This is a genomic window from Kaistella flava (ex Peng et al. 2021) (assembly GCF_015191005.1).
GTDB classification, from domain to species: domain Bacteria; phylum Bacteroidota; class Bacteroidia; order Flavobacteriales; family Weeksellaceae; genus Kaistella; species Kaistella flava.
On the sequence record NZ_CP040442.1, the window covers coordinates 208,071 to 223,699 of the forward strand.

Below are 15,629 nucleotides of genomic sequence, written 5' to 3' on the forward strand. Positions count from 1 at the left end.
AAGAGCATGAGCTCTTTATTTCTTCTATATAAAACTTCTTTTTACTCTGCTTTTGCAGGAACCGGAATTGGATCAGCATAATGAGCTAAACCATAATTTCTTGTCTGAGATTCCGGATTATCAATATACCATTCGAACTCATCACGGAAATGACGAATTGCTGCAGCAACTGGCCAAGCGGCAGCGTCACCAAGCGGACAAATTGTATTTCCTTCGATTTTTCTTTGAACATCCCACAGCAAATCAATATCTGCCATCGTTCCCTTTCCACTGTAGATTTTTTCTAAAATCATACGCATCCAAGGTGTTCCTTCTCTACAAGGGGTACATTGTCCACAACTTTCGTGAGCGTAGAATCTTGAGAGCGTTAAAGTATGTTTAACTACAGACTGATCTTCATCTAAAACGATAAATCCTCCTGAACCCATCATTGTTCCGGTAGCAAAACCACCATCAGCAAGGGATTCATAATTCATTATTCTTGGTTCACCATTGATGGTTTTTAATAATAAATTAGCGGGAACAATCGGTACAGAACTACCACCTGGAATACAGGCTTTTAATTTTTTACCGTTTGGAATACCACCACAATATTCATCAGAATAAATGAATTCTTCTACGGAAATGGTCATGTCGATTTCGTAAACACCTGGTTTGTTGATGTTACCACACGCAGAAATTAATTTCGTACCTGTTGAACGGCCAACTCCAATCTTAGCGTATTCTGCTCCAGTAATATTAATAATTGGAACAACTGCGGCAATTGTTTCTACGTTATTTACAACGGTCGGGCATTCCCAAAGTCCTTTAACAGCAGGGAAGGGTGGTTTCAAACGAGGGTTTCCTCTTTTACCTTCCAGAGATTCTAAAAGGGCAGTTTCTTCACCACAGATATAGGCACCAGCACCACGATGAACATAAATTTCTAAATCGAAACCTGTTCCTAAAATATTTTTTCCTAAAAATCCAGCGGCTTTGGCTTCTTCAATTGCTTTTTCCAAAATATCTGGAATCCAGGCAAATTCTCCACGAATATAAATATATCCTGTATGAGCTCCCAAAGCGAAAGCAGAAATAATCATTCCTTCGATTAAAAGATGGGGAATATGTTCCATCAAATACCGGTCTTTGAAAGTTCCGGGTTCAGATTCATCAGCATTCACCACCAAATATCTTGGTACGCCTTCTGGTTTTGCCAAAAAACTCCATTTCATTCCGGTAGGGAAACCTGCTCCACCACGACCTCTCAGTCCAGAAGTTTTTACTTCTTCGGTGATTTCGTCGGGAATCATTTTGAAAGCTTTTTCCGCAGCATCGTAGCCACCTTGTTTTCGGTAAACTTCGAAGGTCCGGATTCCTTCTATATGCGCGTCTTTAAGTAAAAGTTTTTTACTCATTATTCTTATAAATTAATCCAAAGCAAGCGTTCCCTGTCTGCAAAGCTCAAGGATTTCGTTTACTTTTTCTTTTGTTAAATGTTCATGATAAAATTTCCCGAGTTGCATCATCGGAGCATAGCCACAAGCGCCAAGACATTCTACCGTTTTCAAAGTAAATAATCCATCGGCAGAAGTTTCGCCAGCATTGATATTCAAGGTTTCTTTGATATATTGAATGATTTCATCGCTACCATTCAGCATACAAGGTCCTGTTTGGCAAACTTCTAAAACGTATTTTCCAACAGGTTTCATGTTGAACATACTGTAGAAAGTCGCTACTTCATAAACCTCAATTGGTTTAATTTCCAGCAGCTCAGCTACATAATCCATTACTGGAACTTGTAACCATCCACCAAATTCTTTTTGTGCCAAATGAAGCACTGGAATCAGTGCTGATTTTTTTCTTTCGACCGGATATCTTGCGGTAATTTTATGAACCTGAGCTAATGTTTCAGGTGTAAAAGCAATCGTTTCGCTCATTTTATTTTTTTCTAAAATGTACAGTGTATGATGACAATGTACTCTCTAATTTATAATTCTATAACATTTGACTAAGCGTCAAGTTCACCTGCAATTACGTTCATACTACATAAAGTAACAATTGCATCGGAAATCAAACCACCCTGAATCATCTCTGGATATGCTTGATAATAAATAAAGCAAGGTCTTCTAAAGTGAAGACGATAAGGAGTTCTTCCTCCGTCGCTTACCAAATAGAATCCTAACTCACCATTTCCACCTTCAACACAGTTATAAACTTCTCCTTTCGGAACTTCAGTTTCTGCCATCACGATTTTGAAGTGATAAATCAAAGCTTCCATCTTCGTGTAAACATCTGCTTTTTCCGGCAGATAGAAATCTGGTAGATCAGCATGAAAAGGTCCTTCAGGTAAATTAGTATAGGCTTGCTCGATAATTTTTAAACTTTCCCAAACTTCCTGCTGACGAACCATAAATCGGTCATAAGTATCTCCGGAAGTTCCTACTGGAATTATGAAATCAAAATCTTCATAAGAGCAATATGGATCAGCAACTCTTACATCATAATCTACGCCTGTTGCCCGTAAATTAGGACCAGTGAATCCATAACTTAAAGCTCTTTCCGCAGAAATAGGTCCAGCTCCAATAGTTCTGTCCATGAATATTTTGTTTCTTTCATTCAAAACACAGAAATCTTTCCATACAATAGGGAACTTTTTCAACCAAGTTTGTAGAAGTTCATGAAATTTCGGACTAAAGTCTCTTTCGAAACCTCCGATTCTTCCCATGTTAGTTGTTAATCTCGCTCCACATACTTCTTCATACATTTCGTAGATTCTCTCTCTTTCCTGAAAAAGATAAGTTAATCCTGTAATCGCACCAGCATCCATCGCAATAACTCCATTACAAATCAAGTGATCTGAAATTCTTGCCAACTCCATCATAATCACACGCATATAATCTACACGTTTTGGAATTTCGCAACCTAAAAGTTTTTCAACAGTTAAATGCCATCCGATATTATTAATAGGAGACGAACAATAATTCATTCGGTCCGTTAAAGTTGTAATCTGAGTAAAGTTTCTTCTTTCAGAAATTTTTTCAAAAGCACGGTGAATGTATCCAACGGTTTGTTCAGCATGCAAAATTCTTTCTCCATCCATTGTTAGGACGTTCTGAAAAATTCCGTGGGTCGCCGGGTGAGTTGGACCAAGATTTAAGGTATATAATTGACCGTCAATTTGTTCCTTAGAATCGTGTTGGTTAAGTATATTTGAGAGTGCGTTGTCTTTCATAATTTTTTGACTTTAAGTAAAAAGGGTTTCCTTTCAACTAATTATCTTCCGAACATTTTATCGTCTTTGTCGGTTCTGGTACCATCTTCCAAACGATATTCTTTTAACATAGGGTGATAACCTAAATCTTCCATATTCAGGATTACTCTTAAATCAGGATGTCCTTTAAATTTAATTCCGTAGAAATCAAAAGTTTCTCTTTCCATCCAGTTAGCACCAGCATAAAGGTCAGTCATAGAATCTACTTCTGCAGTTTCTCTGGTCATAAAAGTTTTCAAACGAATTCTGAAATTAGTCATCATATTATGAAGATGATAAATCACACCGATTTCTTTTTCTGGGGTGTCAGGATAGTGAATTCCGCAGATATCAGTTAGAAAATTGATTTGAAGAGAAGAATCCTTTAAGTGATGAATCACCTTTTTGATATCTTCTTTCTTTATTTCTAAAGTTAAGAAATCGTAAGGTGTCTCATGCGAAATTACGGATTCGGGAAACTCTCTGGTAATTGCTTCTAAAACAAATTCGTTCGTCATTTCTATTAATCTATATCGTAAGATGCTAATAATTGTTGGTATTCGGGAAGATCTCTTCTGCGGATGCTTTCGCCTTCACAAAGTGCTTGTACCTGCATTACTCCTTCGATAATTTGTTCAGGTCTTGGCGGGCAACCTGGAACATATACATCAACAGGAATAATTCTGTCAATCCCTTGTAACACCGAATATGAATCGAAAATACCACCACTTGATGCACAGGCACCAACAGCGATTACCCATTTTGGCTCTGCCATTTGGGTGTATACTTGTTTTAAAACAGGACCTAATTTTTTTGAAATGGTTCCACAAACCATTAACATATCAGCTTGCCTTGGTGAGAAAGAGTTTCTTTCCATACCAAATCTTGAGGCGTCGAAAGTTGGATTAAGGGTTGCCATGAATTCAATTCCACAGCATGAAGTAGCAAAAGGTAACGGCCAAAGTGAGAACTTTCTTGCCATACCAATCACACTGCTGAGTTTGGTGGCGAAAAATCCTTCTCCTTCAAAACCTTCTGGAGCTTCCGCATCCATTCTTATTACTGGTTTATTATCAGACATTTTAATTTTCTTAAAGTTACTAAAGATTCAAATTTACAGACTATTTATCCCAATCTAATGCACCGCGTTTCCATACGTAGATGAACGCGATAAAAAATATAGAGATAAACGTAAGTACTGCGAAGAAACCTTCAACACCGAATTCACGGATGTTGACCGCGTACGGATAAAAGAAGACAATCTCGATATCGAACAGTACGAAGAGTACTGCAGTTAGAAAATATTTAACAGAAAACGGTGTTCTTGCATTTCCTTCTACTTCAACACCACATTCAAAACTTTCATTTTTTTTGATAGACGTTGATTTTTGTCTCGGTCCTAAAAAATGAGTTCCTAAAATGGAGAGTAAAACGAAACCTGCACTAACCGCAATCTGTATAATAATCGGGATATAATTTTCGGGAAGATTCATCTTAACATTATTTTCTTAATGATGCAAATTTAAGGAATTATGTAGTATAGAAAAAATTATAGCTCCTAAATATCATTACAAGCAATGAAAAATTTAAAGTATGGAAAGCATAATACCTATTTTTTATCCGTGCTTTTAATTCTTTTGAGAAGCAAGTAGGCCATATAGGTAATGTACAGAAATAGAAAACTGGCAAATAGAATGTTAATGATTTCATTCAATCGGTCATCTTTCACTTGAAAAAACTGGTTATACGCTATGAATGCGATAATCATCGCCATGTAAATATAGAGTTGCTTTTTCATTTTTATCTTAATTTTTTTCGTTCAGAATTTCCATCGAATAGGTTCTGCGTCGCTTATGATTTGCCGGATTGTAATCTTGCCAAAGGACTTGTACGCTCTTGTTTTCCTCTAATTCTGGATTTGTTTCCAGGATTTTAACGCCTTTTTTGCTGAAATTTCTCCAGATTTCTTTAAATATTATTGAAGTTACACCCCGTCTTTGATAATCAGGATGAATTCCTATCAAGTAAAAATTAGCACGCAGGTTTTTTTTACCAGCTTGTAAAAAATGATACCAACCAAAAGGGAACAACTTCCCATTGGCTTTCTGAAGGGCTTTCGAATAAGAAGGCATTGTTATCGCGAAAGAAATCAGTTCGTTGTTTTCATCAACGATACACACAATATAGTCTTTGTCAATAAAGCTGAAATATTTCTCCCGATACGTTTTGATTTGCTCATCGGTGATAGGAGTGTAGGTTGAAAGCGTTTTGTAAGTTTCATCCAATAGCCTAAACATTGGTTCTACATAAGGTAAAATCTCTTTCTTGCTCTTGAATTCCAGAACTCGTAATTTGTATTTTTCAGCAATTAACGCACTAAATTTCTGAACTTTTTCTGAGAGAACTTCTGGAAAATCTAATTCAAATTCTACCCATTCTTTTTCTTTAACTAAACCTAATTTTTCTAAATGTTCAGGATAGTATTCAAAGTTGTATAAACCGATCATGGTTGCGATTTTATCAAAACCCATAGTCAGCATTCCTGCTTTATCTAAATTGGTGAAACCCATTGGCCCTTCAATTTTAGACATCTTTTTTTCTTTCGCATAATCAATCGCTTTCTGAATCAATGCTTTTGAAACTTCCAAATCATCAATGAAGTCTAGCCAACCGAAACGCACTTTGTTGATTTTTAATTCATTGACTTCTTTATAGTTGATCATCACCGCAATTCTGCCAACAATTTTTCCATCTTTGTAAGCCAGGTATTTTTTGAATTCAGAATAGTCCAGAGCCGCATTTTCTTTCGGGTTCCAGATGTTCTTTTCATCATTTATTAATGGCGGGACGTAATTTTCATTACTTTTGTAAAGTTCCATCGGAAATTTGATGAAATTTTTTAAATCAGCATCGGTTTTTACTTCAAGAATCGTAATAACATTCATCAGTTTTAGTTTGAGAAAACAAAGATAAATCATTCGGCCAAAACTAAAAACTTTGGCACGTTTTTTATTGTTAGATAGTCGATTATTAAATTTAGAAAAAAAGTAAAAATGACAGGGTATTATGTAATTATTGGGATTTCAATGTTGGTAAGCTGGTTAGTTTCCTCCAGGTTAAAATCAAAATTCGAACATTATTCGCAAGTACATTTGCGAAATGGAATGTCCGGAAAAGAAGTCGCCGAAAAAATGTTAAGAGACAACGGAATCAGTGATGTTAAGGTAATTTCGGTTCCTGGACAATTGACCGATCATTATAATCCAGGTGATAAGACCGTCAATTTATCTGAAGGAGTTTATATGCAAAGAAATGCAGCCGCAGCTGCAGTTGCAGCTCATGAATGTGGGCATGCCGTTCAACATGCTGTAGGTTATTCAATGTTAAATTTGCGTTCAAAGTTAGTGCCGATGGTGAATATCAGTTCTAATTTAATGCAGTTCGTTTTGATTGGTGGTATCGTTTTAATGGGTGCAACCAGAACCATTGAAAATCCAAATGGAAATACAACAGTTCTTGCAATTGGTGTAGCGATGTTTGCGTTGACCACTCTTTTTTCTTTTGTGACTTTACCGGTAGAATACGATGCTAGTAATCGTGCGATGAAATGGTTAAAAGATACTGGAACGGTTACTACAGAAGAATATGTCGGTGTAAAAGATTCTTTGACTTGGGCTGCCAGAACTTATGTGGTAGCAGCTTTGGGTTCATTAGCACAACTTTTATACTGGGCGTCAATGTTGATGGGCAGAAGAGATTAATAAAAGGGAAAGATAATAGAGTAAAGGAGAAAATTGGAAATGGTTTTCAAACTTTACGATCGAAATTCAAAAGAAATATTTTGCATCTCAGACAATTGCTCTGAGATGTTTTCTTTTTCAGAGGTTTTCAGTTTTGCGGAAATCGTACATTTTTCTTCGGTTTTGAAGTCGAGGATTTTTGCACCAAACTTATTTAATAAAGTGAAAATGACATTTTGTTGATTAAACTCAAATTGAATTTCAATTTCAGACTGCAATTCTTTGGTGATGATTTCACAGGATTCTAAAGTCAGTTTTGCCGATTCCTTGTAAGCTTTCACCAAACCTGAAACACCTAATTTTGTTCCGCCGTAATATCTTACGACAATCAGTAAAACTTGAGTGATATTGTTTGCCAGTAATTGATTATAAATCGGTAAGCCGGCACTTCCCGAAGGTTCGCCATCATCATTTGCACGGTAATTTTCACCAGTCATTCCCAATCGAAAAGCATAACAATGATGCGTGGCTTTTGGATGTTCTTCTTTGACTTTTCCCAATGCTTCTTTTACTTCCTTTTCGTTTTCTACGGGAAATGCGAAACCAATGAATTTGCTTCCTTTTTCTTTGAGAAGTATATTTTCAACCGGCGATTTTATGGTGTCAAATGAAAATTCCATTATTGAGAATTTTTATAAAATTCAATCGTGTTATCTCGAAATTGCTTGGTTTCGAATTTTTCAAAATTAAATTCTGGAGCTTTTGTACCATTTAATAATTGCAGATTTTCATTTTTAATGATCATCGTTTCGTCCCAAAGATTTTGGTCAATAAATTGTTGCAACGTAAAACGTCCACCTTCTATAATGACTGATTGAATTTGTTGTTCAACTAATTTCTTCATTAAATTTTCTAAAAAGTTTTCCTTTTCTATTTTAATGAAGGTAATATTTCCTTCAACGGTTTCTTTCACAGAATTAAAAACAATCGTTTCCGCTTCGTCATTGTATAAATTAAAATCTGTAGGAACTTTTAAATCAAAATCAATTAAAATTCTTACCGGATTTCGACCCACAATTTCTCTCGTTGTTAAACTTGGATTATCGATTAAAGCCGTATTTGTTCCAACCAAAATTGCATGTTCCTGACTTCTCAACTGATGAACAAATTGCTTGGTTAAAGGATTTCCAATCTGAGTAGGTTTAAAATCTTTATCTAAAAATCCATCTCCAGATTCTGCCCATTTTAAAATAATAAAAGGTCTGTGTTTTTGATGAAAAGTAAAAAAACGTTTATTTAATTCCTGGCATTCCTTTTCTAAAACTCCTGAAATGACTTCAATTCCGGCATCTTCTATAATCTGTTTTCCTTTTCCATTCACCTTATCATGAGAATCCAGTGTTCCGATGACCACTTTTCTAAAACTGATTTCGACAATTTTATTGGCACAAGGCGGTGTTTTTCCAAAATGTGCACAAGGTTCCAAAGAAACATAAATGGTAGATTCTTTTAATAGTTCTGGATTTTTAACACTATTAATTGCGTTAATTTCAGCGTGAGGTTGTCCTGCCTTTTCGTGGAAACCTTCACCGATGATTTCGTCATTATGCACAATCACACAACCAACCAAAGGATTTGGATACGTTTTTCCCAATGCTTTTTTAGCGAGATCAATACAACGCTGCATGTAAATTTCGTGATTCATCTGAATTAAAAAACACCCAGCTATTTGCTGAGTGTTTTATTTTTTTTAATTAAAAATTAATTTTTAGCTGTAGCTGTAATTTCCGGAATTTTGAACTCAATCATCGTGGTAAGAAGATGATCTCTTTGTCTTGCCATAGATTTCGCAGATGATTTCAAATCGCCGTACATTCTTTTTGCATGAGATAAAATCAGAAAACTTTTATCGGTTCCGTTCGTAAGACTCTTAAAACGATAGACATTGTATTCTAAAAATGAATCTCCTTTTTCGGGACTTTCAGAAATAAAATAATCGACGATATATTCTGTACCATCCGGACTTTCAATCACATTTACTTTCGCGAATTTATCTGATTTTGATCTTTGCTGTATTCCTTCTACTTTTTGACGCACCGCCAATTCTATTTCAATTTCTTTAGTGAAATAAGAAAAATCGAGGAGTTGCGTGAAGTCTTCAATCTGTTCATCTCTCGGCAAATACTGTTGCCGATACAATGTTTTCGAAATTGGTTTGCTCCAGGATAAAAAATATTCAGAACCATCATATTCAATCGGACCGGGAATTGATAACAAATCCGGAACATCGTCTTGCGCTTTAACGAAAGATAAAACGCTTATGAATAGTAATAAGAATAGTTTTTTTATCATCATTTTTTATTGATTTTCGCCAATAAGAATACTGTGCAAACTTTGTTTCATGCTTTCGAGTTGAGATTTTTTATCATCAATTTTCTCGTAAGTATCTTTCAATAAAGGATTTTCTCTTGATGAATTGCTGAAGAATCCAAGATTATTTTCCATTTTCACGATTTCAGCTTCTAAATCAGCAATTTGATTTTTGATTTTTCTGGCTTTGTCGGTTACTTGATTTTCAGAAAGTCCTTCTTCTTTCAAGTCATATTCATGAATCTTGTTCAGTTTCAATTTATCACGGAGTACTTTGTTGAACTCAGTATTAATCGTAATTTTTTCTCTCGGTACTTTTCCGATATTATTCCATTTCGATTTAATCTGCTCGATTTTTTCAACACTTCCTTCTTCGTTGCCGATTTCTTTTAATTCTTCAAGAAGTGCTTTTTTATTCTTAAAGTTTTCTTTCCAGTTATCGTTTGCAGCATTATTTTTCTCTCTGTAATTATTAAAGAAAGTATTACAAGCTTCGCGGAAATCATCCCAAACTTTGTTGGTCATGCTTCTTGGTACGTGACCAATTTTTTTCCAGTCCTCCTGTAACTTTTTAAATAAAGGAACGATGATATCCCATTCTTCAGATAACATATTATCTTTTGCTGTGGTAATCAATTTCAATTTTTCGTCAAGGTTTGTTTGTTGAGAATTTTTTAAACCTTTGTAAAATTCATTCTTCTTAACATTGAAGTTTCTTAAATGTTCTTTGAAATCATTCCAGTTTTGGTTGGATACTTTTCTCGGAACATTTCCTAATTTTAAAAATTCGGTGCGCAAGGCTTCCACTTTTTTAATGGAGTTTTGCCAATAATTATGATTGGTTTCTTTGGCAGCTTCAGCCATTTTTTTGATTTCGCCGATGATTTCATTCTTACGAGCCAAGTTATCGTTCTGTTCTTTTTCGATTTGCTCGGTTAGTTCAGATTTTCTGTCATGGATTTTATTAGAAATCTCCTTGAATTCGTCCCATGTTTTTTCTCTGAATTCTTCAGCAACAGGTTCTGCTTCTTCTTTCCAAAGTTTATGCAGATACTGCAATTCATTCAGCGCTTTTTGCACGGAAGGTTCCAGTTGCAATTCTTTAGCTCTTTCAATAATGTGCTGTCTCTTTTCTAAATTATGTGCAAATTCCTGCTCCATGTATTCTTTGTTCATATCAAGCATCTGATAGAACTGATTTAAATGGTGGAAGTAATTGTTATTCAGTAATTTGAATTCAGATTTTGCAACTTGACCTGCGTTTTTCCAGTCTTCCTTAATTTCGCGGATTGCTTTAAAAAGATTGGTTCCGGCTTCGGTATTCGTATAGAGGTTTTTCAGATTTTCGATAATCGTCTGACGGTGCTCTAAGTTGATATGGTGATTTTCTTCTTGTTTTTTATGGTATTCATCGTTTTTTTCACGATAAATATTCAGTAAGCCTGAAAGTTTTGCTTGCGAAGGATGTTGATTACTGAAAAGTTCAACCGGATTTCCTGCCGCAACGAATTCACTTTTTAAATCTTCAGTTTGATGGTGAATCAAATGATTCGCCTGCTCTTTTAGTTGATTGAATTTTCTAAAATGAGCGCCAGCATCTTCCTTATTAACGATGGCTTCCATTAAAGTCAGAACTTCAGGTAAAGATAATTTTGAAAGATCTTCCAACTCCTCTTCATGATGTTCTTCCTCTTCTTTTTCTGCTGGTTTTTCAGAAACAACTGTTTTAGATTCTTCTTTAGAAACCTCTTCAGCTTTAGCTTCGGGTTCTTCAGAAGGCTGTTCTTCAACAATTGGTGCAACCTCTGCAGGAGCTTCTTCTACTTTTTCAGTTTCCTTAGGTTCTTCTATAACCGCATCTACTGGAGTTTCAGTCTCTGTTGCAGTAGAGGTTTCAGATGGTGTTTCGTTTAGAATTTCCTGGTTAATAGGTTCTTTCTCGTGGTTCTCAGAAAGTGAATCTTCTGTAATCATAGCAGTCTTTTTATTAAGTTTTTTTGGTTGGTTTATTTTCAAAGATAAACCGTGCACTAAATTAACTTATTTTTTTTGAACATTCCAAATTTCCCATGCTTTTTCTGCTTGTTGTTCAAGCATATAAAAACCATTGGCTGTTTTTGCCTCATTTTCAGCCGCCATTTTTATGAATGACGTATATTCTGGGTTGTAAATAAGGTCGATCACTAAATGTTTTGAAGTCAAACCAGAAAACGGAAAATTCAAACAATCTTCAACATTCGGAAAAGTCCCAACTGGAGTACATTGAATAATTAATGGATGTTCTCGAACGATTTCTTCAGTAAGATTTTCGAAATTCAAATCTCCATTTCTGGTAACGGTTTGATAAGAAATTCCGTGTTTTTCTAAAATGTATTTCACCGCTTTTGCAGCGCCACCATTTCCTAAAATTAAAGCTGATGTATGATGGTCTTTTTTATGAAGTAAAAGTGTTTTTTCAAAACCGAAAGCGTCGGTATTAAAACCTTTTTTAATATTGTCTTTAATAAGAATCGTATTTACAGCTCCGATTTTTTCAGCTTCATCACTTAATTCATCGAGGTAAGGAATTATTTTTTCTTTGAAAGGAATGGTTACATTAAGACCGTTTATATTTCCGTCTTTAAAAATCTGGTCCACTTCGGCAATATCATTTAGATCAAAAATGCTATAAGTGTGATTTTTAAGAAATAGTTTTTTGAATTTATTTTCAAAATAATTTTTAGAAAAAGAATAGGAAATGTTTTTCCCGATAAGCCCTAATTTGATGTGTTGATCCATGGTTCAAAATTAATAAAAGGAAAGTAGATAGCGGCTTCTGAGCTGTTTTATTTTAAAAGTTTATTTGATGTATTGTTTCACTTCATTTTTACTTTAGTGCATGACAAAAAAAATCAACCACAAAAGGCACAAAAGTTTTAGCATTTTGAAGCGTAGAAAATTTTGTATTAAAGATAAAAAATGGTTGATGAAAAAGCGTTCTACTTATTTGAAATTAGGAACGTTTTATACTTTTCTCTTTTGTTACTTTTGTGGTTGAAAAACTTTAATTATATTTTTTTGTCATATACTAAATAATTTTTATTAAAATAATCAAGTGTTCTAAATGGTTACGTTATTCTTTAATTAAAATTTAGTTCCGCAATTCGGACATTCGCATTCCTTTTCACTTTTTTTATCCATTTCAAGTCTATTGATAAAAGCGGAACTTATGATTCCGGTTGGCAACGCAAGAACTCCAATTCCAATGATGGCGATGGCCGAACTTAAAAGTTTACCCAAAGGAGTAATCGGATAAATATCGCCATAGCCAACAGTTGTCAATGTAGCGACAGACCACCAAAGTGATTGCCCAATATTTTCAAATTTGTCTGGTTGTGCATCATTCTCGACATAAAACATTAAAGTTGATGATAAAATCAATAAGATAAAGGCAACAAATAAGGTGAGTGATAATTCTGATCTCGAGTCTTTCAGCACACTCATAATCGTTTGTAAAGATTTGGATAATCGTCCAAGTTTAAAGATACGAAGCAGTCGAAACAGTCGTAGGATTCTTAGAACTCTTAAATCAAAAGGAAAGAATAGTGGCAGATAGAATGGTAAAATTGAAATTAAATCAATTAAACCATATGTTGATACACTGAATTTTATTCTTTTTGAAAAACTCGTGCCTTTCTCAAAATGTAGATCTGCCGTCCACAATCTTAAAACATATTCGATTGAAAATACGATGACTGAAAAGAGTTCGAACAGTTCAAAGAACACTTTATACATTCCGAAAATCTCTTTGTAAGAGGCAAGAATTAAAGATAGAACGTTTAAGATGATCAGCGTATAGATGAACTTTTGAAACCATGAATCTTCATTGATGAATTCATAAACTTTTTTCTTCAGCATATTATCTGGTTTAAATTAAAATAGTGTTGGGTTGAAAATAATTCGGACGTCTTTAATTAATTAAAACTTTCGTGGCATTAAGAAAGCTCCATTTCTGAAATTTATTGCCGAAAAACTTTACTGGAGATTTAAGGAAAATATTTGCCACGATTCCCAAAGCGTCAAAAATAAAAAAAAGACTGATGTAAACCACCAGTCTTTAATACTATTTAAAAATTAAATTTTTATTGAATAATAAATTTCGCAGATTGCTGACCTGCTTTTAAAATATAAACTCCTTTTGGTAAGTTTTTAAGAATAATCTTATTGCTGTTTCTGAACGGTTGAGAAATTGTTTGAACTAATTTTCCACTGTAATCAAAAATCTGAGCAATTGCAATATTCGTTAAATCTTTACCGGTAATGTTTAATTCTCCATTTTTAACTGGATTTGGATAAATCGTAAAATTGGATTTAGAAATCGTGTTTTCATTCGTTGCTAAACCTGCATAACAAGTCCATTTCATATCGTCAATCGCGACTCTATCTTTTGTACTGGTATTTACTAAACTGATTTCTACGGTTCCTGAAACATTAAGCCCAGTAACCGTTGTAGTCATTTTAGTTGCACCGTATGGAATCGTTTTTCCGGTATCAATATCATTGATGAAGATTTTAAAAGTTCCTGTTCCTCCAGAATATTTTCTTAAAGTAGTTACTGTTAAATCACCAATTCCGTTCGGTGCAGACAAAGCGGTAAGGAAACCATCTCTAATTGTGATTGCTCTGCCATTAATCGTTTCATCGGTTCTGGAATCTTCTGAGGTCCAGGAAATTCCGTTGCTTGTCCAGTTGTAAGTAGAATAGGTCGCAGCAGAAGCTGGGATCGATTCAAAATTCTCATCACCGCAGTTTAAACCAATTGCAAGAGTGGTTGCTGTTACCGAATTACTCATTGGAGAAGCGTTTCCGGCAGCATCTTTCGCAACGACATAAATCGTATAAGTTGTAGAAGGATCTAGGTTGGCAATATTAGAATTGGTAGAAGTCGTAGAACCCATTAATTGTCCATTTACATACATATCATAAGAAGCAACTTCAACATTATCTGTTGCAGCAGTCCAGCTTATTGCGATATTGTTTGTGCCTACTGAACCTAAAGTTAAATTCGTTGGTGCAGTTGGTGCTTCGTTATCGATTAAAGTTGTACCTGATACCGTGTTACTTTGTGGAGACACATTTCCTGCAGCATCCGAAGCAATGACATAGAAATTGTAAGCTGTTCCCTGAGTCAATCCAGAAACTGTTACAGCGTTGGTGCTGGAGTTCATGTGAAAAGTACCGTTAACATATACTTTATAATAAGCTACGCCAATATTATCTGTTGAGGCAGTCCAGGTTAAATTAGCGGACGCAGTAGAAATCGAATTTAAAACTAAATTAGTTGGAGTAGAAGGGTTTTCGTTATCAATAACTTGCGTTCCCCATATTGTTTGAATCCATTCTGGATGATCGATAAAAGGATTTCTGTTTTTTTGGAAAACGTATGAGGCGTTGTTACGCACAATTTCTGCTGGCGAAACTGGATCTTGAGCGGCCCAGGTTAACAGCACATTTTTCTCCCATTCTGTTAAACCTGGATAAGTGGTGTTTCCTAACATTCCTCCTGAAGAAAATCCTGAAAGTTTACTTTCATATCGGGTTACAAAATAAAAAATCATTCTGGCGATATCACCTTTGAATTCGTCAATAGGTTCGCACACTGTTCCTGTATAACCAGTTGAAGTACTTGGTCCAACTTTAGTTCCGTTTTTTGACGTAAATGCAGCATTAGTCACTTTACCAAAAGGGTAGTTGCTTCTCATTCCATTTACCTTTCCGTCGGTTGGACGAATGAAATGAATATCAGAAACCATAGGTGCTTTACTTCCAAAGAAACTTTGTGGTACGACGTGTTCTCTGTTATAGCAATCTCCTTCTGAACTGTAATTTCCACATTTCTTAATACCGTGTCGGAAATTATAAGGATCTGTACCGTTTGGATTTTCCGAGTACATGTCTAAAACACTTCCGTCATTTTCATAAAAACTATCGGTGTCTGTTGTAGGATAACCATTGTACAATCCATTGTAACCGTTGTCTATAGCGCCGGCTGAAATAATTGCGCTGAGTTTTGTTTTTAAAGCGGCACCGGTTAAACCAGTTGTGCCATCATAATAAGTGGCAGGAGCTTGTGCTAATGTTAACGAAAACATAAAGCCAAGCAAAAGAGTAGTTAACTTTTTCATAATCTTAAATATAAAATTGGAGGGCAAAGGTAAAAAAAAATAGTAAAAAAAAGGGTTTTTCATAAAATACCTCTGTTTTTTATGTTTTTCGAAATAATAAAGTGAATTTAGTGAGGTATTTAA

Annotated in this window: 16 protein-coding genes; 1 reads left to right on the forward strand and 15 read right to left on the reverse strand. The window is 34.9% G+C overall.

Translation table 11 applies throughout. The annotated features are described in order from the left end of the window. Positions 1-41: 41 nt before the first annotated feature. From nuoF to Q73A0000_RS00965, 8 genes are all read right to left on the reverse strand, one after another. Positions 42-1,397 (reverse strand): NADH-quinone oxidoreductase subunit NuoF, encoded by a 1,356-nt coding sequence (gene nuoF, locus Q73A0000_RS00930; protein WP_193812222.1) that lies wholly within the window; start codon positions 1,395-1,397, stop codon positions 42-44. Positions 1,398-1,409: 12 nt separating this feature from the next. Continuing rightward, positions 1,410-1,919 (reverse strand): complex I 24 kDa subunit family protein, encoded by a 510-nt coding sequence (gene nuoE, locus Q73A0000_RS00935; RefSeq protein ID WP_193812223.1) that lies wholly within the window; start codon positions 1,917-1,919, stop codon positions 1,410-1,412. A gap of 71 nt (positions 1,920-1,990) precedes the next feature. Continuing rightward, a complete protein-coding gene (locus Q73A0000_RS00940; protein ID WP_193812224.1) occupies positions 1,991-3,214 on the reverse strand; it encodes an NADH-quinone oxidoreductase subunit D in 1,224 nt (407 codons plus the stop codon). A 41-nt stretch (positions 3,215-3,255) separates the two neighbouring features. Then, the gene (locus Q73A0000_RS00945; protein WP_193812225.1) at positions 3,256-3,750 is read right to left on the reverse strand and encodes an NADH-quinone oxidoreductase subunit C; all 495 of its coding nucleotides are present in this window, start codon (positions 3,748-3,750) and stop codon (positions 3,256-3,258) included. 5 nt (positions 3,751-3,755) lie between these two features. Further along, positions 3,756-4,313 (reverse strand): NADH-quinone oxidoreductase subunit B, encoded by a 558-nt coding sequence (locus Q73A0000_RS00950; RefSeq protein WP_208458795.1) that lies wholly within the window; start codon positions 4,311-4,313, stop codon positions 3,756-3,758. A gap of 40 nt (positions 4,314-4,353) precedes the next feature. Further along, the gene (locus tag Q73A0000_RS00955) at positions 4,354-4,725 is read right to left on the reverse strand and encodes an NADH-quinone oxidoreductase subunit A (RefSeq protein ID WP_193812226.1); all 372 of its coding nucleotides are present in this window, start codon (positions 4,723-4,725) and stop codon (positions 4,354-4,356) included. Between the two features lie 116 nt (positions 4,726-4,841). Continuing rightward, positions 4,842-5,030 carry a hypothetical protein gene (locus tag Q73A0000_RS00960; RefSeq protein WP_193812227.1) on the reverse strand — a complete coding sequence of 63 codons (189 nt, stop codon included), beginning with the start codon at positions 5,028-5,030 and terminating at the stop codon, positions 4,842-4,844. Between the two features lie 7 nt (positions 5,031-5,037). Then, on the reverse strand, positions 5,038-6,177 hold the full coding sequence (locus Q73A0000_RS00965) for a GNAT family N-acetyltransferase (RefSeq protein WP_193812228.1): 1,140 nt from the start codon (positions 6,175-6,177) through the stop codon (positions 5,038-5,040). Between the two features lie 108 nt (positions 6,178-6,285). Here Q73A0000_RS00965 and Q73A0000_RS00970 point away from each other — a divergent pair, with 108 nt between their 5' ends. Then, the gene (locus Q73A0000_RS00970; protein WP_193812229.1) at positions 6,286-6,993 is read left to right on the forward strand and encodes a zinc metallopeptidase; all 708 of its coding nucleotides are present in this window, start codon (positions 6,286-6,288) and stop codon (positions 6,991-6,993) included. 53 nt (positions 6,994-7,046) lie between these two features. Here Q73A0000_RS00970 and Q73A0000_RS00975 read toward each other — a convergent pair whose 3' ends face one another. The 7 genes from Q73A0000_RS00975 to Q73A0000_RS01005 all read right to left on the reverse strand — a co-directional run bounded on the left by Q73A0000_RS00975 (position 7,047) and on the right by Q73A0000_RS01005 (position 15,506). Then, the gene (locus Q73A0000_RS00975) at positions 7,047-7,652 is read right to left on the reverse strand and encodes a YigZ family protein (RefSeq protein WP_193812230.1); all 606 of its coding nucleotides are present in this window, start codon (positions 7,650-7,652) and stop codon (positions 7,047-7,049) included. Beyond that, positions 7,652-8,677, reverse strand: coding sequence for a bifunctional diaminohydroxyphosphoribosylaminopyrimidine deaminase/5-amino-6-(5-phosphoribosylamino)uracil reductase RibD (gene ribD / locus Q73A0000_RS00980; RefSeq protein ID WP_193812231.1), 1,026 nt, complete (start codon positions 8,675-8,677; stop codon positions 7,652-7,654). The genes Q73A0000_RS00975 and ribD overlap by 1 nt, the downstream gene beginning before the upstream one ends. A 56-nt stretch (positions 8,678-8,733) precedes the next feature. Continuing rightward, positions 8,734-9,327: a hypothetical protein gene (locus tag Q73A0000_RS00985; protein WP_193812232.1), complete on the reverse strand. Its 594-nt coding sequence runs from the start codon at positions 9,325-9,327 to the stop codon at positions 8,734-8,736. A gap of 3 nt (positions 9,328-9,330) precedes the next feature. Continuing rightward, entirely contained in the window at positions 9,331-11,316 is a 1,986-nt protein-coding gene (locus Q73A0000_RS00990) for a DUF349 domain-containing protein (RefSeq protein WP_193812233.1), read from the reverse strand. A 66-nt stretch (positions 11,317-11,382) separates the two neighbouring features. Further along, positions 11,383-12,120, reverse strand: a complete 738-nt coding sequence (locus tag Q73A0000_RS00995; RefSeq protein WP_193812234.1) for a shikimate dehydrogenase family protein — start codon at positions 12,118-12,120, stop codon at positions 11,383-11,385. 345 nt (positions 12,121-12,465) lie between these two features. Further along, complete coding sequence (locus Q73A0000_RS01000; RefSeq protein ID WP_244140777.1) at positions 12,466-13,239, reverse strand: ion transporter; 774 nt, start codon at positions 13,237-13,239, stop codon at positions 12,466-12,468. A gap of 224 nt (positions 13,240-13,463) precedes the next feature. Continuing rightward, complete coding sequence (locus Q73A0000_RS01005; protein ID WP_193812235.1) at positions 13,464-15,506, reverse strand: endonuclease; 2,043 nt, start codon at positions 15,504-15,506, stop codon at positions 13,464-13,466. Positions 15,507-15,629: the final 123 nt, after the last annotated feature.